The organism is Limosilactobacillus mucosae DSM 13345, assembly GCF_001436025.1.
Classification (GTDB): domain Bacteria; phylum Bacillota; class Bacilli; order Lactobacillales; family Lactobacillaceae; genus Limosilactobacillus; species Limosilactobacillus mucosae.
Map to the genome: position 1 here is coordinate 67,573 of NZ_AZEQ01000001.1, position 21,268 is coordinate 88,840.

Below are 21,268 nucleotides of genomic sequence, written 5' to 3' on the forward strand. Positions count from 1 at the left end.
AAAGTGGCAAAGAAAAATTTGATCTTGGCGTTTGAAAGCAGTTGTGATGAGACCAGTGTGGCGGTCATTGAAGATGGGCAAAAGATCCTAAGCAATATCGTAGCAACCCAGATTTTGAGTCATCAGCGTTTTGGCGGGGTCGTGCCTGAGGTGGCCAGCCGTCATCATATTGAGCAGATTACCAAATGCATTGATAAAGCACTGAATGAGGCAGCCGTTGACTATGACGACTTAAGTGCAGTCGCGGTTACGTATGGTCCTGGTCTGGTTGGTTCGCTGTTGGTAGGCGTGACGGCTGCCAAAATGGTTGCCTGGGCTCATCAACTGCCATTGGTGCCGGTTAATCATATGGCTGGCCATCTATACGCGGCTCGTTTTGAAAACCAGTTTGCCTATCCGCAGCTGGCACTTTTGGTTTCGGGCGGACACACAGAACTGGTTTACATGGCCAGTGAACACGAATACGAGATCATTGGCGAAACGCGTGATGATGCGGCTGGAGAAGCTTATGACAAGATTGGCAGAGTATTAGGCGTCAACTATCCAGCCGGTAAGACGATTGATGAGTGGGCAGCCAAAGGATCCGATACGTTCCATTTTCCGCGGGCGATGGAAAAAGAGGACAACTATGACTTCAGCTTCAGTGGCCTTAAAAGCGCCTTTATCAACACCGTACACAATGCCAATCAGCGTGGTCAAAAGCTGGATAAATATGATCTGGCGGCCAGCTTTCAGCAGAGCGTAGTTGACGTATTGGCAGAAAAGACGATGCGGGCCTTGAGCGACTACCCTGTCAAACAGCTGATCTTGGCTGGGGGCGTAGCAGCTAACCATGGACTGCGCAAGCGTTTGGAACGCGACTTAAAAGAGCAGCATCCAGAAGTAGAGCTTTTGATGGCGCCATTGAAACTATGTGGCGACAACGCGGCCATGATTGGGGCAGCCGGTTGGGTAAACTATCTGCATGGTGATCGCGCCGGTTGGGATCTTAATGCAGTTCCTGGGCTCTCGTTTGCAAGAAGCAATGCCAACCCGGATCTGGCAATAAAATAAACTAGACAGTATTAAAAGAGCTTGTGTTTTCGTTACGAAACATAAGCTCTTTTTTTGCAATAAATTTTGATAATCAAAATATTTTTATAAAACTTTTCCACAAGATATGACTGATAATTCATATTTATTAGCAGGCATCATGCTTGTATTCAATAATGGTATTTTGAGACATCAAAAGATATTTTGGTGTTTTTGATAACCGCTTTCACAGGGCGAATTAAGGTTGACTAAAAATTTGAATGACATATAATTCGATTATCGAATACTTTGATACTCGAAATACTTTTTTGAAGGCAGGTGACAAAATTGGCACTGATGACGGCACAAGAAATCATGGATCTGATTCCCAATCGCTATCCGATCTGCTATATCGATTATGTCGATGCCATGGAACCTGGAAAGAGCATTACCGCGACTAAAAACGTTACGATCAATGAATCATTTTTCCAAGGTCACTTTCCTGGCAACCCGGTTATGCCGGGAGTCTTGATAATTGAAACACTGGCCCAGGCAGCATCGATTCTGATTCTGAAATCACCAGAGTTTTTCAAGAAAACGGCATATCTGGGAGCGATTCACAATGCTAAGTTTCGCCGGATGGTGCGGCCGGGCGATGTCGTAAAGCTTGAGATCGAAATGATTAAAAAGCGGCGGCAAATGGGGATTGTCAAGGCAGTAGCCAAGGTCTTGGACAAAAAGGTCTGCAGCGCTGAATTGGTCTTTGTAGTGGCGGATCGCCAAGCTAAGATTTAGCCGCGGTTTAGTCTATAATGTATTTTGATAATCAAACTATTTGAGCTGTTAAGCAAAGGAGAAAATACATTATGAATGACGACTACCAAGAAATTAACCAGGCATTGGTGCGGGTCTATAACGGGATTTTATGGGTTGAAGAACACGAGCTGCGTAAAAGCATGTTTCGTGATTTGACGATCAAAGAGATGCACGCAATCGATGCAATCACCATGTACAATCACCAGACTGTTTCGCAGGTTGCGCAAAAACTGCATGTCTCACCAGGCACGATGACGGCAACGGCTGATCGGCTGGTGAAAAAGGGCTATGTAGAACGCTATCGTGATGAAGAGGATCGGCGCGTGATTCGGCTTGGCTTGACTCATAAGGGCCGTGTACTGTTTCGTGCGCACCGTGCCTTTCACAACATGATGGTTAAGGGCTTTTTAAAAGATATGAACGATGAAGAGCTGAAAGTCGTTCGCAAGGCGTTGCGCAACTTGGAAGATTTTCTGGATGAACATGCCTGAGAGGATGAGAAAGCCTTTGGAAGACTTAAAAATCGTACAGACGGCCAGCTGGGTTCCTGATCAGGTCATTGATAATGATGACTTGAGTCGGATTATGGATACCTCTGACGATTGGATTCAATCAAGAACCGGAATCAAGCGGCGGCATATCAGCAAGCACGAGAATACAGCTGATCTGGCTTCTAAAACCGGTCAGCTGCTCTTAGAAAAAAGCGGCTGGCAGGCTGAGGAACTTGATCTGATTTTAGTAGCTACCATGTCGCCGGATGCCTATACGCCTTCAACGGCCGCGATCGTTCAAGGCCGGCTGCAGGCCAAAAATGCAGTTGCCTTTGACGTTTCAGCGGCCTGCTCGGGATTTGTCTACGGCTTGGCAGTTGCCAGTCAGATGATGAGTACGGGAATGGTAAAAAAGGCCATGGTAATTGGCAGTGAGGTCTTAAGCAAGCTGATTGACTGGCATGATCGAACGACTGCCGTTTTATTCGGTGATGGTGCTGGGGGCGTCTTATTAGAAAAAGTGCCGGTTAAAGCACCAACCCTATTAGGACTGCAGCTAAAGACCTTTGGCGAGCTGAGCAATGAGCTAAGTGCCGGTATGACGAGTTCGGGAAATACTTTTCCTAAACCGCTGACTGAACTGACGCCATTTAAGATGAATGGACGCGCGGTCTACCGTTTTGCCACGCATGAGGTACCTGAATCAATTTTGCAGGCCAGTGCTCAAAATAAGCTGACGCTGGATCAGATTGATGTTTTTTTGCTGCATCAGGCCAATGCCCGCATTATCAGGCAGGTAGCCAAGCGCCTCAAGCAGCCTTTAGAAAAGTTTCCCATCAACATTGCTGAATATGGCAATACTTCTGCTGCCAGCGAACCGATTCTTTTAGACGAATGCGTTGAAAAAGGAATGATCAAACGAGGCGATATTTTAGCCTTGAGCGGTTTTGGCGGCGGTCTGACGACGGGAACGATTATTTTAAGATACTGATTTTGAACAAATAAAAAGAAATGAGGATAAACAAATGACTAAAGAAGAAATTTTTGCAACGGTAAAAGAAATCGCAGCTGAAGAACTGGATATCGATGAAGCCAAGATCGTGCTAGATGCCAAAATCAAAGAAGATCTGGAAGCAGACAGTCTGGACGTTTTTGAAATCATGAACGAACTGGAAGACAAGTTTGACATTGAACTGGATGTTGAAGATGGTGCCGAAACGATTAACGATGTCGTTGAACTGGTAGCCAAGCAGCTGGCAGCCAAGGAAGACTAAGATGCAGCTAGGGATTCTGTTTAGCGGTCAAGGAGCACAAAAACCAGGAATGGGCTGTGACCTGCTGGCTGATGAGACGTTTTCAAAGACGCTGGAGCAGGCCAGTGAGGCAGCTGAACTTGATATCGTCAAGCTTTTGAAGAGCGAAAATGGCGAGTTGAATCAAACCAGATACGTTCAGCCGGCACTGGCAGCTTTTAGCCTGGGAATCTGGCATATGCTGCAGCGTGACCTGCCCAACTTGCCGGCAGCTGGCATGGTCGGCTTGTCGCTGGGGGAATATCCGGCTTTGATGGCGGCTGAATCCTTGGCGATCGATGCTGGCTTTGCTCTGCTTAAGGATCGTGGCCAATATATGCAGAAAGCGGCGGATGAGGTTGCCAGTACGCTGGCAGCGGTTATTGATCCGGATATCGAACCGGTTGAAAAAATCTGCGCGCAGCTGCCAGATGTCTGGGTTGCCAATTACAATTCACCACGACAACTGGTGATTGGCGGTACTCAAGCAGGGATCAAAGAGGCAGTAGAACGGTTAAAAGCAAGTCAGGCAGCCAAACGGGTGATTAAGCTGAATGTCAGTGGTGCTTTTCATACGCCGCTGTTTGACGGCGCTCGCCAACAGATGAAAGCCCGCCTGTGCGACGTTGAGTTTAGCCAGCCAAAGGTTCCGGTGATCAGCAATACGATCGTGGCTCCGTTTCAAACTAAAGAAACAGCAGCTATTCTGGAACGTCAACTGGCGGTGCCAACTCATTTTGGCCAGGATCTGCAGTATCTGATTGAGCATCAAAAAATTGAAGGAACGCTGGAAATTGGTCCCGGCAAGACGCTCAGCAAATTTGCCAAGCAGGTCGACGCTGGCTTGAAGCGGGAACATATCGAAACGCGGCTGGATTATGAGAACTTTGTAAAGGAGCATGTCCAATGGAGCTAACCAATAAAACGGTATTGATTACCGGCAGCTCAAGAGGAATCGGCGCGGCAACGGCACTGTCATTTGCCAAGGCGGGCAGCCGCGTGATCTTGAACGCCCGTCATGAATTGCCAGCCTCACTAAAGCAGCAGCTGGATGAGCTTGGTACTGAATATTGCTTTTTGCCAGGTGACGTCAGTGATGAACATGTCGTCAAGGAATTGACTAAGACCGCTTGGGAAAAGTTTGGCGGAATTGACGTATTGATCAATAATGCCGGTATTACGCGGGACCGCCTGTTGATTGGCATGAAGACGGCAGATTTTGATGAAGTCCTGCAGGTCAACTTGAAAGGACCGTTTTTAATGATTCAGGCGCTGCTTAAAAAGATGTATAAGCAGCGGGCAGGGGTCATCATCAATCTGGCCAGCGTCGTTGGTCTGCATGGTAATGCCGGCCAGGCCAACTATGCTGCCAGCAAGGCGGGAATCATTGGCCTGACTAAAACGGTAGCCAGAGAAGGCGCGCTGCGGGGAATTCGCTGCAACGCTATCGCACCAGGGATGATTGCCAGCGACATGACGGCAGCCATGCCACAAAAAGCGCAGGACCAGATTTTAGCGAGTCTGCCTTTAAAACGCTTTGGCGAACCGGCAGAAATTGCGCAGACGGCTTTGTTTTTAGCCCAGAATGATTACGTAACCGGTCAGACGATCGTAGTTGATGGCGGGATGACGATTTAGGAGAAGCTTATGACAAGAGTTGTAATTACAGGGATGGGGGCTGTTTCCCCAAACGGCAATGGCTTTGATGAGTTTGTTGAGCACACTTTAGCTGGAAAGATCGGCATCAAGCCAATCACCAAGTTTGACGCCGCGCCAACCGGGATTACGGTAGCTGGTCAGATTGATGATTTTGATCCCAGCGAGGTAGTTGGCAAAAAAGCGGCTCGCCGGATGGATCTTTATTCACAATATGCCATTCAGACGGCAGCTGAAGCAGTTGCGATGGCCGGGATCAATGAAGAAAATACGGCACCTGAAGATCTGGGCGTTATCTATGGCTCGGGAATCGGCGGTTTGACCACGATTCAAGAGCAGGTAATCAAAATGCATGACAAAGGTCCCAAGCGAGTTTCGCCAATGTTTGTTCCAATGGCGATCGCCAACATGGCCGCGGGCAACATTGCGATTCGCTTCAATGCGCAAAATATCTGTACGTCGATCGTAACGGCCTGTGCAACGGGAACCAACTCGATCGGTGAAGCCTATCGTCAGATTAAGGAAGGCCGCGCGCAGGTCATGATTGCCGGTGGCTCAGAAGCTTCAGTCAATGAAATCGGGATTGCCGGTTTTGCTGCTTTGACTGCACTTAGCACGACGACGGATCCTTTGAAAGCTTCCCGGCCATTTGATAAGGATCGCAATGGCTTTGTCTTAGGTGAAGGTGGCGCGGCAATGGTTTTGGAGAGCCTTGAGCATGCGCAAAAGCGAGACGCTCAAATCTTAGGCGAGATCGTTGGCTATGGCGCTACGGGCGATGCCTATCACGTTACTTCTCCGGATCCAGCAGGCCGTGGTGCATCAAGAGCCATGCAGCAGGCAATTGACGAGGCTGGAATTGCTCCAGAAAAAGTCGACTACATCAATGCTCATGGTACGGCAACTCATGCTAATGATGCTGGCGAGTCACTGGCTGTCAATCAGGTCTTTGGTAAAGACAGCAAAGTGCTGGTCAGCTCAATCAAGGGCATGACCGGGCATCTGCTTGGGGCAGCCGGAGCAATTGAGGCGGTCGTTACCGTTGCCGCGTTGCAAAAAGGCGTGCTGCCGCCAAACGTTGGCTGTGAGAATCAAGATCCGGCCTGTCAGGTCAATCTGGTTGATCAGACCAATCAAAATCAGCCTGATGCCGAATATGCCCTGAGCAACTCATTTGGCTTTGGTGGACATAATGCCGTATTGGCTTTTCGAAAATGGAAGTGATTTTTAATTGGAATTAAAAGACGTTCAGCATTTAATGAAGACGTTTGAGGTCTCAGATACCAGAGAGCTTAAGATTGATGACGGCTCGTTCCATCTCTATCTGAGCAAGAATCAGCAGGCAAATGCCAAAACTGATCTAAGTCCGCAGCCATCCCATGCCGAGCCGGTACGTCCCGTGGCTGCTGCAAGCACTCAGCAGATCAAGGCGCCTTTGGTTGGGACGGTCTATCTGCAGGCCAAGCCAGAACAGCCAGCCTACGTCAAGGTTGGCAGTCAAGTTCACAAAGGCGATGTCGTCTGCATTATTGAGGCAATGAAGATGATGACAGAGGTTAAAAGCGATCAAGACGGCATTATCAGTGCAGTCAAGGTTAAAAATGGCGAGCTGGTAGAGGTTGATCAGCCTTTGTTTGAAGTTACGGAGGGTTAGTCAATGACTGAAACGATTTTGGATTCAAACGCGATTCAAAAGATCATTCCTCATCGCTATCCGATGCTCTTGATCGATCGCGTAATCGAGTTGGAACCAGGCCAAAAAGCCACGGCAATTCGCAATGTTACCATCAATGAAGAAGTCTTCAACGGTCATTTTCCGCAAAATCCGGTTCTGCCAGGTGCACTGATCGTTGAATCATTGGCGCAGACAGGAGCCGTAGCACTTTTGTCAGAGCCTGAATTCGCAGGCAAGACGGCTTATTTTGGCGGCATCAAGTCAGCTGAGTTTCGCAAGGTCGTTCGTCCTGGCGATACGTTAAGACTTGAAGTCGAGCTGGAAAAGGTTCGCGGTCAAGTCGGACTGGGCAAGGGCGTAGCAACGGTTGATGGAAAAAAGGCCTGTACCGCAGAGCTTACCTTTTTGATTGGCTAGGTGAAAAGCATGTTTTCGAAAGTATTAGTAGCCAATCGTGGCGAGATCGCAGTACGAATCATCCGCTCGCTGCGGGAACTGGGCATCAAATCGGTAGCCATCTATTCAACCGCGGATCGCGACAGTCTGCATGTCCAGTTAGCCGATGAGGCCGTTTGCGTTGGCGGATCACGACCGCAAGACTCATACCTGAATATGCAGAATATCTTGGCAGCTGCAATCGGTACGGGCGCTCAGGCAATTCATCCTGGCTTTGGCTTTCTTTCGGAAAATGCAGCTTTTGCTGAGATGTGTGAAGCCTGTGGGATTGTCTTTATCGGACCGAAAGCATTGACGATCGATCTGATGGGCAATAAGGAACATGCCAGAGAGCAGATGAAAAAAAGCGGCATCCCGGTAATTCCTGGCAGTGATGGCTATCTTAGCAATGTTGAAAGCGCCAAGCAGGCTGCCGCAGCAATCGGTTATCCGGTTTTATTAAAAGCAGCAGCAGGCGGTGGCGGTAAGGGGATTCGGCGCATTGAGAATCAAGATCAGATGCAGCAGGCGTTTGATGAGGCTCAAAGTGAAGCACGGCTGTCGTTTAATGATGATCGCATGTATCTGGAAAAGATTCTGGAAAACGTCAAGCATATTGAGGTTCAAGTCTTTTGTGATGATTTTGGTCATGCCGTCTGGTTCCCAGAACGTGACTGTTCTTTGCAGCGCAATAAGCAGAAAGTGATTGAAGAAAGCCCATGCTCCTTGATCAGTGAAGATGAGCGGCACTATCTAGGAAAATTGGCGCTTAAGGCGGTTAAGGCAATCGATTATCGCAATACCGGGACGCTGGAGTTTTTGATGGACCAAGCGCATCATTTTTACTTTATGGAGATGAACACGCGAATTCAAGTTGAGCACACCGTTACGGAAATGGTAACCGGCATTGATTTGGTCAAGGCTCAGGTAATGGTTGCAGCCGGCGCAAAACTGCCTTTTAAACAGTCCGACATCAAGCTGCATGGTACGGCGATTGAATGCCGCATCAACGCTGAGAATCCGCAAAAAAACTTCATGCCTTCAACGGGGACGATCAACTACCTATATCTGCCAGTTGGCAATCTGGGCATGCGGATCGATACCGCGCTTTATCCACAGGCCAAGGTAACGCCTTATTACGACTCAATGATTGCTAAAGTGATTGCGCTTGGCCATGACCGCAATGAAGCCATTGAAAAATTAAAACGGCTGTTAGGCGAGATGGTGATTACGGGAATTACGACCAACCAGAATTTTCATCTGGCGATTCTCAACGATCCTGAATTTTTGCGCGGAACGATGACGACCAATTATCTTGAGCAGGACTTTATGCCTCGTTGGAAAGGAGAGACTCAGCAGTGAAGCTTTATGTGCAGAAGAAAAACACGCTAAGCGAACGCCATGTTAAGGCGGATCAAAAGGCAGATGCCAAGGTTCCAGATGATCTGCTGCGCAAATGCCCGCAGTGTGGGCTGACGATTATGAGTCGCCAGTTGGGCTGCTACGCTGAGTGTCCACAGTGTCATTACGGTTTTCGCATTGGAGCTCGGCAGCGCTTGGCCTGGCTGACAGATGAGTTTGACGAGCTGGACATGGATCTGCAGACTAAGGATCCATTGGCTTTTCCAGGTTATCAAGATAAGCTGAAGAATGCTCAGAACAAGACTCAGCTCAACGATGCCGTTTTGACTGGCGTGGCTAGGATTGGCGACCAGCAGGCAGCTTTAGGCATCATGGATCCAGGCTTTATCATGGGGTCTTTAGGAACGGTTGCTGGTGAAAAGATTACGCGGCTGTTTGAACATGCAACGCAGCACCGGCTGCCGGTCATCATGGTTACGGCATCTGGCGGGGCCCGAATGCAGGAAGGAATTCATTCTTTGATGCAGATGGCTAAGATCAGCAATGCGGTTGCCGCACATGATCAGGCTGGGCTGCTTTATGCAGTCGTCTTAACCGGACCAACGACGGGTGGAGTTACGGCCAGTTTTGCCATGCAGGGTGATATTACCCTGGCTGAGCCGCACGCATTGGTAGGCTTTGCCGGCCGACGTGTAATTGAGCAGACAATGCACCAAAAGATTCCTAATGATCTGCAGGCTGCTGAAAATCTGCTGAGACACGGTTTTATAGATGCAATCGTTAAACGAACAGATGAAAAGGCAATGCTGGAACGCTTGCTTAAGCTGGGAGGTGCCATGCGTGTCTGAAAAAACGGCTGTTGAAATCGTTAAGGCCGCGCGCAGTGAAGAAAAGATCACCAGTGCTGAAATTTTAACGCAATTATTTTCTGATTTTATTGAATTGCACGGTGATCGCAGTGGAACTGATGATCCGGCTATTAAAGGCGGCATTGCAGACTTTCACGGGCAAGCAGTGACAGTGATCACGACTGATCGCGGTCAAAGTATTGAAGAACGCATGGCCTGTCATTTTGGCTGTCCGGAACCGGGTGGCTATCGCAAATCGCTGCGCTTGATCAAACAGGCGCAAAAGTTTGGTCGCCCGGTCTTTTGCTTTGTCAATACACCGGGTGCATATCCTGGCCAATCGGCAGAAGAAAATGGTCAAGGATCGGCAATTGCTCAGAATCTACTGGAGATCAGCAAGCTGGCGATTCCAATCATCACGGTGGTCTTTGGCGAAGGCGGCAGTGGCGGTGCATTGGCGCTGGCTTGTGGCGATGAGGTCTGGATGCTTGAAAACAGTACTTATTCAATTCTTTCACCAGAAGGATTCGCCTCGATCTTGTGGAAAGACAGCTCACGCGCGGCTGAGGCAGCTGAGATCATGCAGTTGACGCCGCAAGCCTTGAAAAAGCAGGGCGTCATTGAGGGGATCATTGCCGAGCCAACCGATCATCAAGCCGTCATTGCCAATTTGGATGCGGTTTTGACCCGCGAGCTGGCTGCGCTGCAGAAACTAACGCCAGCTGAACTGCTTCAGCATCGTCAGCAACGTTTTAGAAAGTTTTAGTGAGGGAAAACAATGGAAGGAATTTTAAGCAATAAGCAAATCGTCGTCATGGGCGTGGCCAACAAGCGCTCGATTGCGTGGGGATGTGCTCAGGCGATGGAAAAACAGGGAGCAACCGTGATCTACACCTACCAAAACGAACGTATGAAAAAAAGCGTCAGTCGGTTGGTTGGCGATGAAAAACGTTTGGTCGAATGCGACGTTGCCAACGACGCCAGCATCCAGACGGCTTTTACGACAATTAAGCAGCGATTCGGCAAAGTAGATGGACTGGTTCATGCCATTGCCTATGCCAAAAAAGAAGAATTGAGCGGCTCGATTCTAAACGTCAGTCGTGAGGGCTATGCGCTGGCTCAAAACATTTCGGCGTATTCTTTGATTGCTGTTGCCAAGGCAGCTCATGAGCTTGACTTGCTCAACGATCCTGCCAGCATTGCTACTTTGACCTATTTTGGCTCAGAGCGGGCAATTCCTAACTACAACGTCATGGGAATCGCCAAGGCAGCCTTAGAAGCCAGCGTTCGCTATCTGGCGCGTGACATGGGCTCGCTGGGCGTGCGGGTAAATGCCATCTCGGCTGGGGCGATGAAGACTCTGGCGGTTACCGGAATTGACAACCACAGCGATCTTTTGAAGATGTCACAGGAGCGGACGACTGATGGGCAGTCCGTTACCTTAGAAGAAATCGGTGGGACCTGCGCCTTTTTGATGAGTGACCTGTCAAAAGGAATTGCTGGCGACGTTATTTATGTCGATAAAGGCGTTCATTTAATCTAACTTGTAAAAGGATTCAGAACTCTGAATCCTTTTAATTTTTGCTAAAAACAGGAAAGTTATTTAAAAAATTAAAAAATGGTTCGGCTTTTATTGATTGATCTTAGCGATTTCTCATTTTTTAGTCAATCAACCTAAAAATTTATGATATAATTTTGCCTTGAGGTAGGGAGAAAGTTCGTTACTGTTGACGATTGATCAAGGTGGTGTATTTCGTGAAGAAAGTTTTAATTGCCAATCGTGGCGAAATAGCAGTTCGGATCATTCGTGCCTGTCATGAGCTGGGCTTGAAGACGGTTGCTGTTTATGCCAAGGAAGATGAATACGGCGTCCATCGTTTCCGTGCGGATGAGGCCTATCAGATTGGTGCAGGCAAAAAGCCAATTGAGGCTTATCTGGATATGGATGATATTATTCGAGTCGCTAAGCAGACTGGTGCCGATGCAGTCCATCCTGGGTACGGTTTTTTAGCGGAAAATGAAGAGTTTGCGCAAAAATGTGCAGACAACGGCATTATCTTTATCGGGCCAACCGTTCGTCAGCTGCAGCTGTTTGGCGACAAGGTTGCGGCCAAGGAAGTTGCGGTCAAGGCTGGCTTAAAGACGATTCCAGGTACGGATGAGCCGGTTCAGTCAATTGATGAAGTTCGTGAATTCGCGCATACGCATGGCTATCCGATCATGATCAAGGCAGCCATGGGTGGCGGCGGTCGTGGGATGCGAATCGTTCACGATGATGATGAGCTTGATGGCGCCTACGATCGAGCCCGCAGCGAAGCCAAGCAGTCATTTGGTGATGATGAGCTTTACGTTGAAAAGTATCTGAAGAACCCTAAGCATATTGAAGTGCAGATTCTAGCTGATCAGCATGGGCACGTTATGCACCTGTTTGAGCGTGACTGCTCGGTTCAGCGACGGAATCAAAAAGTGATCGAGTTTGCGCCTAGTCTGGCCTTAAGCGAAGAACGACGTCAGGCAATCTGCCAGGCAGCCGTTAAGCTGATGGAAAGCGTGCACTATCAAAATGCCGGTACGGTTGAATTCCTGGTCACGGATGAGGACTTTTACTTTATTGAGGTCAACCCGCGGATTCAAGTTGAGCATACTGTTACAGAATTGATTACCGATGTCGACATCGTACAGTCGCAGATTCTGATTGCTGATGGTGCCGATCTGTATCAGGATCTTGAGCTGCCGGCCCAGGATCAGCTGAAGTACAACGGCTATGGGATTCAATGCCGAGTTACGACTGAAGATCCAGAAAACAACTTTATGCCGGATACTGGCCGCATCGAAACCTATCGTTCACCTGGTGGGATGGGCGTACGGCTTGATGGGGGCAATGCCTATGCTGGGGCTGTAATCACGCCATACTTTGATTCCTTGCTGGTTAAGGCCTGCGTTCATGGTCGAACTTTCAAATCAGCGGTCCGGCGTATGATTCGAGTGCTGCATGAGTTCCAGATTCGCGGCATTAAGACCAACATTCCGTTCATGCTCAACGTCTTGCATCATCCAGTCTTTGCGGCTGGTCAGGCGCATACGACGTTTATTGATCAGACGCCAGAGCTGTTCGACTTCAAGCATGAAAAGCCGGATGCCGCCAAGCAGCTGCTGACCTATGTTGGTGACGTTACCGTTAACGGCTTTAATGGCGTCAAGGCACGCGAACAGGTTCATGCTGCTGAATTAAAGGCGCCAAAGATCAATCTTGAGCGTCATAATGGACTGCCAATCGTCAATGCCAAGGATATCCTGGATCGTGACGGATCTGAGGCGGCAATGAAGTGGGTCAGCGCCCAAAAGCGGGTTCTGATCACTGATACGACGATGCGGGACGCTCACCAGAGTCTGTTTGCCACGCGGATGCGGACCAAAGACATGCTGCCGATTGCGGACCTTTACGATCACGCCATGCCAAACGTCTTCTCAGCTGAAGTATGGGGCGGGGCAACCTTTGACGTGGCCTATCGTTTCTTAGGCGAGGATCCATGGCAGCGGCTGAAGATTCTGCGTGAAAAGATGCCGCATACCATGCTGCAGATGTTATTGCGGGGATCGAACGCCGTTGGCTACAAGAACTATCCTGACAACGTCTTAAAGAAATTCATCGATAAGAGTGCTGAAGATGGCGTTGACGTCTTTCGGATCTTTGACAGTCTGAACTGGATCGAACAAATGCAAAAGAGCATTGAATACGTTCGGCAGACTGGCAAGATTGCTGAAGGGACGATGTGCTATACGGGTGACCTACTCAGCCCAGACGAGCATAAATACACGCTGGACTACTACAAGACGCTGGCTGGTCAGCTGGTTGATGCCGGGGCTCAGATCATCGGTATCAAGGATATGGCTGGACTGCTCAAGCCACAGGCCGCCTATGAACTGATTGGCGAACTGAAGAGCAAGTATGACGTACCGGTTCACCTGCATACTCATGACACGACTGGCAATGGGGTTGCAACCTACGTTCAGGCTACCAAAGCCGGCGTTGACGTGGTTGACGTGGCTTCCAGCGCACTTTCGGGAACGACGAGTCAGCCAAGCATGAGCAGTTTCTACTATGCTTTAGCTGGCAATGAACGGCAGCCAGAACTGGATATTGAAACGGTCGAAAAGATCAATGACTACTGGGCACAGGTCAAGCCGCTATACCAAGACTTCATGAACGGCATTACGTCACCACAGACTGACATCTATCAAACTGAGATGCCTGGTGGCCAATACTCCAACCTGCAGCAGCAGGCTAAGTCGCTGGGACTGGATGACTTTGACGAGGTCAAGGCCAAGTATCGTGAGGTTAACGCCCTGCTTGGCGATATCGTTAAGGTTACGCCAAGTTCTAAGGTAGTCGGCGATCTGGCCATCTTTATGATTCAAAACGGCTTGAATGCCGAAAACATTATCGAACGCGGCGAAACGCTCGACTTCCCAGAATCCGTAGTCAACTTCTTTGCAGGTGATCTTGGTCAGCCATATGGCGGCTTTCCAAAGCAGCTGCAAAAAGTCGTCTTAAAGGATCACCCAGCGATTACGGTTCGTCCCGGCAGTCTGGCCCAGCCAGTTGACTTTGATCAGATGACCAAGGAACTGGCTGCACAGCTGAAACGCCAGCCAACCGCTGAAGAAGTCATCAGCTATGTACTGTACCCAGACGTTTATCTTGATTATGTCAAGCGCAATCGTCAATATGGCAAGATCGGCGTCCTGGACACGAATACGTTCTATCAAGGAATGCGCCCAGGCGAAAAGATCTACGTCAATCTGCGGCCGGGTCGCACGGAGATTCTTGAGCTCAATACGGTTTCTGACATGGACGTTGACGGCAACCGCCACCTGCTGTTCTCCGAAAACGGTCAGCAGCTTGTCTTGACGGTCAAGGATCAGACACACGCAGCCACGGCCAAGGTCAGCGTGCCAAAAGCCGATCCGCACGATCCAGGTCAGATCGGGATGCCGCTTAATGGGACGGTCGTTGACGTGATGGTCGAAAATGGTCAAGAAGTCAAGAAGGGCCAGACACTGGTCGTAACCGAGGCCATGAAGATGGAAACGACGATCAAGGCCTCGTTTGACGGTAAGATTGATAAAGTCTATGCCAAGGCCGGCTCGACGATGGAAAGCCAAGACCTGCTGATTCAAATGAGTCCTTTAAGCTAATACGGCTTGACAGTATTAATTTATAAAGCGAGGTTAAAACAGTGGAAATTTCAGAACGCGTAAGCAACATTCAACCCTCAGCAACGCTGGCTTTGTCTGGCAAGGCCAAGGCAATGAAGGCGCAAGGCATTGACGTCTTGAACCTTTCAATCGGTCAGCCAGACTTCAATACGCCTAAGCACATTGGACAGGCTGCTATTAAGGCAATTGAGTCTGGCAAGGTTGATTTTTACACCGCGGCAGTTGGCATTGAGCCGTTAAGAAAAGCAATCGCCGATAAAGAAAACGCCGATCATGGCACAGATTTCACGGCGGATAACGTGGTAGTAATGAATGGTGCTAAAATGACGCTGTACGCTCTGGGACAAGCACTGTTTGATGAAGGCGACGAGGTTTTGATTCCTTTGCCATACTGGGTAACCTATGGCGAACAGGTTAAGCTGGCCGGTGCCAAGCCAGTCTTCGTCAAGCCAGCAGCTGGTCGCCTGACCGTTGTTCCTGAAGAATTGGAAGCCGCGCGAACGCCTAAGACGAAGGCCATGATCTTAAACACGCCCAACAATCCATCTGGTGCCGTCTACACGCGCGAACAATTGCAGGCGATTGGCGACTGGGCCGTTGAGCATGACGTTATCGTGATTGCCGACGATATCTATGGCAAGCTGGTATATAACGGGACCAAGTTTGTCTCGCTGCTGGATCTGTCACCAGCGATCCGTAAGCAGACGATTCTGGTCAATGGGATGTCTAAGACCTACTCGATGACCGGCTGGCGCGTCGGCTATGCCATTGCTGACGAGCAGGTAGTCAAGGGCTTGAAGACGTTCTTGAGTCATGCAGCCGGCAACATGGCAGCCGTCAGTCAATATGCCGCTTTGGCAGCCATTACTGGTGATCAAACCTGTGTTGAAGAAATGCGCGCTACCTATGAGGAACGCATCAATACGCTGTATCCGTTATTAAACGAGATTCCGGGCTTTAAGCTGGATGTAAAGCCGGCCGGAGCTTTCTATGCCTTCCCTGACGTCAGCGAAGCCGTTAAGCTGGCTGGTTTTGCCTCGACTGATGAGTTTGTCAGCGCGCTGCTCGATGAGGCTCACGTGGCGGTTGTTCCAGGCGCGGCCTTTGGAATGGATGACCATGTACGGATCAGCTATGCAACCAGCATGGATGTCTTAAAAGAAGCGGTTCAACGAATCCAAGCCTTTATGGCAGACCACCAAAAATAATCGATCAATAACCAATGAGCTCAGTTCTGGTTTGAGCTGGGCTCTTATTTTAAAATTCTTGTAACCCTAAATTTTAGATGAGGGTTACAAGCTGAAAGAAGGAATAAAATGAAACGTCAAAATATAGTTCATTTAACGCAGACCGCCTTGATGACGGCAATCTTAATCGTCTTAGGCATGATCCCAGGCATTCCGCTAGGGTTTATTCCGGTCCCAATCGTACTGCAGAATATGGGGGTCATGATGGCCGGTGAGATTTTGGGGCCTAAAGAAGGAACGACCTCAGTGGCCTTGCTCCTGCTGTTAGTTGCGGTTGGCTTTCCTTTCTTGACTGGCGGCAGTGGGGGAATTGCCGTTTTTGCCGGCCCAACTGGAGGCTACCTTTTAGCCTGGCTGTTTGCGCCGCTTTTGATCGGTAGTCTGCGGCAGCATTTTGGCAGTCGCTGGAGCTGGTGGCAGGAATTTTTGATGATTGTGCTGGCGGGCGTGCTGTTTATTGATATTACGGGATCGCTTTGGCTCAGCTGGCAGTCGCACATCAAGCTGACGGCGGCATTGATGTCCAATCTGGCATTTATTCCTGGCGACCTGATCAAAGCCGGCGTGGCAGTAGCCGTTGCTCGTCAGCTGCGGCGCGTACCAGCATTGAATCTTGGCTAGAAAAGAGGAATCGCAATGGGTACTAAAGATGAGCTGTTTAAAATTTTCTTGCTTAATGAGCAGCAATGGATTTCAGGCAGTCAGCTGGCGGAGCGCTTAAAGATCAGTCGCGAAAGCATCTGGAAAGGCGTCGCTGCCCTACGCAGACAAGGACATCAGATTGAGAGTCAGCGAGCGCTTGGCTATCGATATTTAGGAACGGATCATTTGGATGCAGCGGTAATCAAGATGCAGACTCGCGATGAGTTTAATGGCGAGACTCATACGGCATCAAGCATTGATTCAACGCAAAACTGGGCTAAGCAGTATCTCAGCAGTCATCAGCCCAGCCAGCCAGTCGCGTTTTTAGCTGATCAGCAGACGGCCGGCTATGGCAGACGCGGCCGCCAGTTCTATTCGCCGCAAAAGACAGGTTTGTATTTTAGCTTGGTTTTGCCGCATAATCCGATGAGCGCGCTGCCTAAAATTGGCCTTTTAACAACCGGAGTCGCCGTTGCAGTTGGCCGAGTACTTAAGCAAACCTTTCCTGATCATGATTTTTCATATAAGTGGGTCAATGATATCTATATGAATGGTCACAAAGTCTGCGGTATTTTGACTGAGGCAACGCTGGAACTGGAATCAGCATCATCGGCAGCATTGATTGTAGGAATCGGTATTAATCTGTCGACCGTTGATTTTCCAGCAGCCGTAGCTCAAAAAGCCGGCAGTATTGCCCCTGAGCAGACCATTGATCGAAATCAGCTGGCTGCCAGGCTTTTGGTTGCAATCATGAATGTTTATAGTGAGTACGATTCGGGAAAATTCCTGCCAGAGTACCGAGCTCATTCATTGGTCTTGAAGCGGCCAGTCGTCTTAAAAATCGGCAATGATAAAGCAGTTGGCAAGGCTGTCGACATTGACGATCAAGGCGGCTTGGTATTGGAATTTGCGGATGGCACGAAAAAGTCGTTTATCAGCGGCGAGGTGACCAAGGTTGATCTGCCAGGGATGACGTCATAATGGAAATTCACGGTTTAGATTTAGATCAGGTTGGCCGCTGTCGGCACTATCACTTGGCAGTTGATGTTGCGGCCTTGAAATGCAGTCGTTGCCAAAAATACTATGCCTGCTATCGATGTCATGATGCTTTGGAAAACCATCATTTCATGGCTTGTGAGCGGGAAAACTGGCCAGTCCTATGCGGTATCTGCGGCTGTTTGATGCAGTTTGCACAATATCAGCAGGGAAGCTGTCCGCGCTGTGGGCACGACTTTAATCCCGGCTGTCATCGTCACTGTCGGATTTATTTTAAATAGCCGATTTTCCTCATTGATTTTTAATTAAAATAAGATTAGAATATAAGACGTTGATTAAGAAGAAAAATAAATCAGGCCCAATGACATGTTTTAATTAAGTTTTAGGAAAGGATCAGTGATTAAGATGACGCTGCGATATACGGTTTTAGGTGCAGGTGCGATGGGATTGCGCTTTGGGGTGCTGCTGCAGGAAAATGCGGGGGCGCAGGTTGATTTTGTCGACAACTGGGCACCCGAAGTTGAAACCATCAAAAAACAAGGCGGGGTCTATGTTTCTCGTGACCATGAAAATCGGCATCTGGTTCCGATTAATATCTATTCGCCAGAAGAGTATCAGGGCGAGCCAGACGTTTTTATCGTTTTTGCCAAGCAGATGACGCTGCAGGATCTTTTGGAACGCTCGGCTCATTTCTTTAAGCCAGAAAAGCAATACGTTTTTTCAGGCATGAATGGGATGGGTCACGTTGAAAAACTGAACAAGTATTTTTCCAAAGAGCATGTTTTAGCTGGGACCTGCCTGATCGGGACTGTGCTAAACAAGGCTGGCGACGTTGATTTTATTGGCAAGCCAGGTGCTGGATCAATCAATGTTGCCAATGAAACGGAAAAGCCAGATGAGCGCACGCATGAAATTATTGCCGACTTTAAGGCCGCCAACCTGAATCCGACTTTGACGACCAACTTCTTGGGGACTTTGATGACCAAGGTCGTCTTTAACTCAGTTGTCAACACGATCTGCACGCTGTTTGAGATTCAGATGGGTCAGTTTATTGATTATCCTGGTGCTGAACGACTGAGCAAGCAATTGATCAACGAGGCCTATGACGTGACTGAACGAGCTGGCATCAAGCTGCTCAATGATCGTGAGACCGAATGGAAGACGGTTGAATACGTCAGCCGCGTTGGCAACCCACTGCACTATCCTTCAATGTATCAAGATATGCATAATGGTCGAAATACCGAAGTCGACTACATCAATGGCTATATCTACGAATTAGGCAAAAAGTACGACTATGAAGCTACGACGCACGACTTTCTGCGCGGCTTGGTTCATTTGGCGGAAAATACGCGTAAGTTCCGTCAATAAAAAGACCGCTGGATCAAATCTGGTCCAGCGGTTTTTGATTTATGCTGATCTGCATGCATATGGACTATGGATTTTCTTGATCAAATGTCTCCAGGGCTTCGGCGGCTTCAGTCCATTGCAGCTCAACGTCTTCGCTTTGGGCTTTTAAGGCATCCAGCTTTTTTTGCAGATCGGTCAGCTGGGCGATGTCGACGGCAATTTCAGGCTTGGCCATCTCAGCTTCGATCGCGGCCTGCTTGGTCTCTAGTTCACCCATCTGATTTTCTAATTGATCGACCTGCCGCTGCAGCTTGCGTCGGGCACGCTGAGTTTCTTTGCTTTGCTGATAGGAAAGCTGACCGGTTGACTGTTTGACTTTGGTTTCTGGCTGTGTCTGATGCTCCAGTTTTGCCTGTTGGGTCAGGTAGTCGTCGTAGTTTCCTTCATAATGCGTCATGCCATGAGCCGTCATATATAGGATATCGGTAGCAACCTGGTTTAAGAAATAACGGTCGTGCGAGATAAACAGAACCGTCCCATCAAATTCATTAATGGCTGTTTCCAAGACTTCGCGGCTGTCGATGTCCAAGTGGTTGGTTGGTTCATCCAGGATCAAAAAGTTGATTGGCATAAATGAAAGCTTAGTCAGCTCCAGACGTGCCTTTTCGCCACCCGAAAGCGCGCTGACCGGTTTATAGACGTCATCGCCAACAAACAGAAAACTGCCCAGAAGCGAGCGAATGTCTTTTTCGGAAACTTCGGGATGATCGTCCCAGACTTCTTCTAAAACGGTCTTTTCAGGATGCAGTTGCTGCTGTTCCTGGTCGTAGTAGCCGATTTCTAGATTAGCGCCGAATTTGATCGTCCCGCTGAGCTTGGGAATCTTTTTCAAAAGCGTCTTTAAAAGCGTTGATTTGCCAATCCCATTTGGACCGATAATACCGACGCGCTGACCTTTGCGAACCTTAAATGATAATGGCCCAGCCAGCTTTTGATCTTGATAGCCGATATTGAGTTCATCGACGTCTAAGACCTCGTTACCCGAAGCATGGTCACTGTGGAATTGAAAATGAATCGAGGAATCATCGGTAGTCGGCCGCTCCAAGCGATCCATTTTCTCAAGCTGTTTGCGGCGAGCCTGGGCGCGTTTGGTGGTTGAGGCTCGGACAATGTTGCGATTGACAAAATCCTCCAGCTTGGCGATTTCTTTTTGCTGCTGCTCGTAATGCTTCCATTCAGCCTGCAGTCGTTCGCGCTTGTGGGCTACGAATTGCGTATAGTTGCCGGTATAGTGAATCAGCGTTTTATTGTCAAGATCGTAAACGTCAGTAACCACGCGATCTAAGAAGTAGCGGTCGTGAGAAACGATCAAAAGCGCGCCTTGATAGCTTTTAAGGTAGTCTTCCAGCCAGCTTAAGACGCCCATGTCCAAGTGATTGGTCGGTTCGTCTAGAATCAAAAGGTTGGGTGACTGCAGCAGAATCTTAGCTAGGGCCAGCTTGGTTTTTTGACCGCCAGAAAGTGCATTGACTGAAGTATCATACATATCTTCATCAAAGCCGAAACCATGCAGTACGCCACGCATCCGGGACGCGTATTCATAGCCGCCCTGTTTTTTGAACTGCTCGGATAAACGGTCATAGCTTGCTAAAACGTCTTGGTAGTCCGCTGCTTTGGGCGTCAGTGTTCCCAGTTGATTCTCTAGCTCATGCAGCTGTTTTTCCAGTTCGTGTAAAGGAGCAAAGACGCTGTCTAATTCGGCCCAAATTGAATTTTGGCTGTCGAGTCCTTGATTCTGAGCCAGATAGCCAATCGTTAGGTCGCGGGCGTGAGTAACCGTGCCTTCATCAGGTTCGGTTAAACCGGCAATAATTTTCAAGAAGGTCGTTTTGCCGGCACCGTTGCGTCCGACCAATGCAGTTCGGCCATGTTCTTGAATCTGCATATTCATATTATGAAACAAAACATCGCTGCCAAAGCGACGTTCAACATTATTGGTTTGCAGTAGCAGCATAATTTAACCTCATTTTTTAAAGTAGATAGTCAGTTAAAATTGTAGCACAAGATCAGACTAGGTCGCGAGCTTGAGGATAGGACCGATCAATAATGTTAAATTTTGAATTAACGTTTAAAAAATGATCGTCATTACCAGCACATTCATGATCAGCGGATGGACTAAATTTCACAAATCATTAATGGACATGCAGTGAAGCCTGTAGCATAATAGAAA

At 48.7% G+C, this 21,268-nt stretch carries 21 protein-coding genes; 20 read left to right on the top strand and 1 reads right to left on the bottom strand.

Annotated features, from left to right (window positions below):
* Positions 1-3: 3 nt before the first annotated feature.
* From tsaD to FC47_RS00435, 20 genes are all read left to right on the top strand, one after another.
* Positions 4-1,053, top strand: a complete 1,050-nt coding sequence (gene tsaD / locus FC47_RS00340) for a tRNA (adenosine(37)-N6)-threonylcarbamoyltransferase complex transferase subunit TsaD (protein ID WP_006500457.1) — start codon at positions 4-6, stop codon at positions 1,051-1,053.
* Between the two features lie 306 nt (positions 1,054-1,359).
* Positions 1,360-1,806 (top strand): 3-hydroxyacyl-ACP dehydratase FabZ, encoded by a 447-nt coding sequence (gene fabZ / locus FC47_RS00345; protein ID WP_034541313.1) that lies wholly within the window; start codon positions 1,360-1,362, stop codon positions 1,804-1,806.
* A 71-nt stretch (positions 1,807-1,877) separates the two neighbouring features.
* The gene (locus tag FC47_RS00350) at positions 1,878-2,318 is read left to right on the top strand and encodes a MarR family winged helix-turn-helix transcriptional regulator (protein ID WP_006500455.1); all 441 of its coding nucleotides are present in this window, start codon (positions 1,878-1,880) and stop codon (positions 2,316-2,318) included.
* A gap of 16 nt (positions 2,319-2,334) precedes the next feature.
* Entirely contained in the window at positions 2,335-3,309 is a 975-nt protein-coding gene (locus FC47_RS00355) for a beta-ketoacyl-ACP synthase III (RefSeq protein WP_006500454.1), read from the top strand.
* Between the two features lie 34 nt (positions 3,310-3,343).
* On the top strand, positions 3,344-3,592 hold the full coding sequence (locus FC47_RS00360) for an acyl carrier protein (RefSeq protein WP_006500453.1): 249 nt from the start codon (positions 3,344-3,346) through the stop codon (positions 3,590-3,592).
* A gap of 1 nt (position 3,593) precedes the next feature.
* Entirely contained in the window at positions 3,594-4,526 is a 933-nt protein-coding gene (locus FC47_RS00365; protein WP_006500452.1) for an ACP S-malonyltransferase, read from the top strand.
* Positions 4,517-5,248, top strand: a complete 732-nt coding sequence (gene fabG / locus FC47_RS00370) for a 3-oxoacyl-[acyl-carrier-protein] reductase (RefSeq protein WP_006500451.1) — start codon at positions 4,517-4,519, stop codon at positions 5,246-5,248. The genes FC47_RS00365 and fabG overlap by 10 nt, the downstream gene beginning before the upstream one ends.
* Positions 5,249-5,257: 9 nt before the next feature.
* The gene (gene fabF / locus FC47_RS00375) at positions 5,258-6,490 is read left to right on the top strand and encodes a beta-ketoacyl-ACP synthase II (RefSeq protein ID WP_039945970.1); all 1,233 of its coding nucleotides are present in this window, start codon (positions 5,258-5,260) and stop codon (positions 6,488-6,490) included.
* A 7-nt stretch (positions 6,491-6,497) separates the two neighbouring features.
* Complete coding sequence (locus FC47_RS00380) at positions 6,498-6,920, top strand: acetyl-CoA carboxylase biotin carboxyl carrier protein (protein ID WP_056967512.1); 423 nt, start codon at positions 6,498-6,500, stop codon at positions 6,918-6,920.
* Between the two features lie 3 nt (positions 6,921-6,923).
* Positions 6,924-7,358: a 3-hydroxyacyl-ACP dehydratase FabZ gene (gene fabZ / locus FC47_RS00385; RefSeq protein ID WP_006500448.1), complete on the top strand. Its 435-nt coding sequence runs from the start codon at positions 6,924-6,926 to the stop codon at positions 7,356-7,358.
* A 9-nt stretch (positions 7,359-7,367) separates the two neighbouring features.
* Entirely contained in the window at positions 7,368-8,738 is a 1,371-nt protein-coding gene (gene accC, locus FC47_RS00390) for an acetyl-CoA carboxylase biotin carboxylase subunit (protein WP_056967556.1), read from the top strand.
* Entirely contained in the window at positions 8,735-9,586 is an 852-nt protein-coding gene (locus FC47_RS00395; RefSeq protein ID WP_056967513.1) for an acetyl-CoA carboxylase carboxyltransferase subunit beta, read from the top strand. Before accC ends, FC47_RS00395 begins: the two co-directional genes overlap by 4 nt.
* Positions 9,579-10,352 (top strand): acetyl-CoA carboxylase carboxyltransferase subunit alpha, encoded by a 774-nt coding sequence (accA, locus tag FC47_RS00400; protein ID WP_048345409.1) that lies wholly within the window; start codon positions 9,579-9,581, stop codon positions 10,350-10,352. The genes FC47_RS00395 and accA overlap by 8 nt, the downstream gene beginning before the upstream one ends.
* 12 nt (positions 10,353-10,364) lie before the next feature.
* Positions 10,365-11,129, top strand: coding sequence for an enoyl-ACP reductase FabI (gene fabI / locus FC47_RS00405; RefSeq protein ID WP_056967514.1), 765 nt, complete (start codon positions 10,365-10,367; stop codon positions 11,127-11,129).
* A gap of 212 nt (positions 11,130-11,341) precedes the next feature.
* Complete coding sequence (locus FC47_RS00410) at positions 11,342-14,785, top strand: pyruvate carboxylase (RefSeq protein ID WP_056967515.1); 3,444 nt, start codon at positions 11,342-11,344, stop codon at positions 14,783-14,785.
* 41 nt (positions 14,786-14,826) lie between these two features.
* Positions 14,827-16,014: a pyridoxal phosphate-dependent aminotransferase gene (locus tag FC47_RS00415; RefSeq protein WP_048345412.1), complete on the top strand. Its 1,188-nt coding sequence runs from the start codon at positions 14,827-14,829 to the stop codon at positions 16,012-16,014.
* Between the two features lie 108 nt (positions 16,015-16,122).
* The gene (locus tag FC47_RS00420) at positions 16,123-16,674 is read left to right on the top strand and encodes a biotin transporter BioY (protein ID WP_034541308.1); all 552 of its coding nucleotides are present in this window, start codon (positions 16,123-16,125) and stop codon (positions 16,672-16,674) included.
* Between the two features lie 15 nt (positions 16,675-16,689).
* Positions 16,690-17,676, top strand: coding sequence for a biotin--[acetyl-CoA-carboxylase] ligase (locus FC47_RS00425; protein ID WP_048345413.1), 987 nt, complete (start codon positions 16,690-16,692; stop codon positions 17,674-17,676).
* Positions 17,676-17,972: a CHY zinc finger protein gene (locus tag FC47_RS00430; protein ID WP_056967516.1), complete on the top strand. Its 297-nt coding sequence runs from the start codon at positions 17,676-17,678 to the stop codon at positions 17,970-17,972. Before FC47_RS00425 ends, FC47_RS00430 begins: the two co-directional genes overlap by 1 nt.
* Positions 17,973-18,096: 124 nt before the next feature.
* Positions 18,097-19,059 carry a ketopantoate reductase family protein gene (locus FC47_RS00435; protein ID WP_039946023.1) on the top strand — a complete coding sequence of 321 codons (963 nt, stop codon included), beginning with the start codon at positions 18,097-18,099 and terminating at the stop codon, positions 19,057-19,059.
* A 64-nt stretch (positions 19,060-19,123) separates the two neighbouring features.
* On the opposite strand, the gene FC47_RS00440 is transcribed toward FC47_RS00435, so the two are convergent.
* Positions 19,124-21,052, bottom strand: coding sequence for an ABC-F family ATP-binding cassette domain-containing protein (locus tag FC47_RS00440; RefSeq protein ID WP_006500437.1), 1,929 nt, complete (start codon positions 21,050-21,052; stop codon positions 19,124-19,126).
* Positions 21,053-21,268 lie beyond the last annotated feature (216 nt).

What these genes read in the sequence shown, in the direction of transcription:
- FC47_RS00440 (WP_006500437.1), bottom strand. Translation starts at nt 21,052, where the DNA reads ATGCTGCTACTGCAAACCAATAATGTTGAACGTCGCTTTGGCAGCGAT.
- FC47_RS00350 (WP_006500455.1), top strand. Translation starts at nt 1,878, where the DNA reads ATGAATGACGACTACCAAGAAATTAACCAGGCATTGGTGCGGGTCTAT.
- fabZ (WP_006500448.1), top strand. Translation starts at nt 6,924, where the DNA reads ATGACTGAAACGATTTTGGATTCAAACGCGATTCAAAAGATCATTCCT.
- FC47_RS00430 (WP_056967516.1), top strand. Translation starts at nt 17,676, where the DNA reads ATGGAAATTCACGGTTTAGATTTAGATCAGGTTGGCCGCTGTCGGCAC.
- FC47_RS00435 (WP_039946023.1), top strand. Translation starts at nt 18,097, where the DNA reads ATGACGCTGCGATATACGGTTTTAGGTGCAGGTGCGATGGGATTGCGC.
- accC (WP_056967556.1), top strand. Translation starts at nt 7,368, where the DNA reads ATGTTTTCGAAAGTATTAGTAGCCAATCGTGGCGAGATCGCAGTACGA.
- FC47_RS00365 (WP_006500452.1), top strand. Translation starts at nt 3,594, where the DNA reads ATGCAGCTAGGGATTCTGTTTAGCGGTCAAGGAGCACAAAAACCAGGA.
- fabG (WP_006500451.1), top strand. Translation starts at nt 4,517, where the DNA reads ATGGAGCTAACCAATAAAACGGTATTGATTACCGGCAGCTCAAGAGGA.
- fabI (WP_056967514.1), top strand. Translation starts at nt 10,365, where the DNA reads ATGGAAGGAATTTTAAGCAATAAGCAAATCGTCGTCATGGGCGTGGCC.
- FC47_RS00420 (WP_034541308.1), top strand. Translation starts at nt 16,123, where the DNA reads ATGAAACGTCAAAATATAGTTCATTTAACGCAGACCGCCTTGATGACG.
- FC47_RS00425 (WP_048345413.1), top strand. Translation starts at nt 16,690, where the DNA reads ATGGGTACTAAAGATGAGCTGTTTAAAATTTTCTTGCTTAATGAGCAG.
- fabF (WP_039945970.1), top strand. Translation starts at nt 5,258, where the DNA reads ATGACAAGAGTTGTAATTACAGGGATGGGGGCTGTTTCCCCAAACGGC.
- FC47_RS00360 (WP_006500453.1), top strand. Translation starts at nt 3,344, where the DNA reads ATGACTAAAGAAGAAATTTTTGCAACGGTAAAAGAAATCGCAGCTGAA.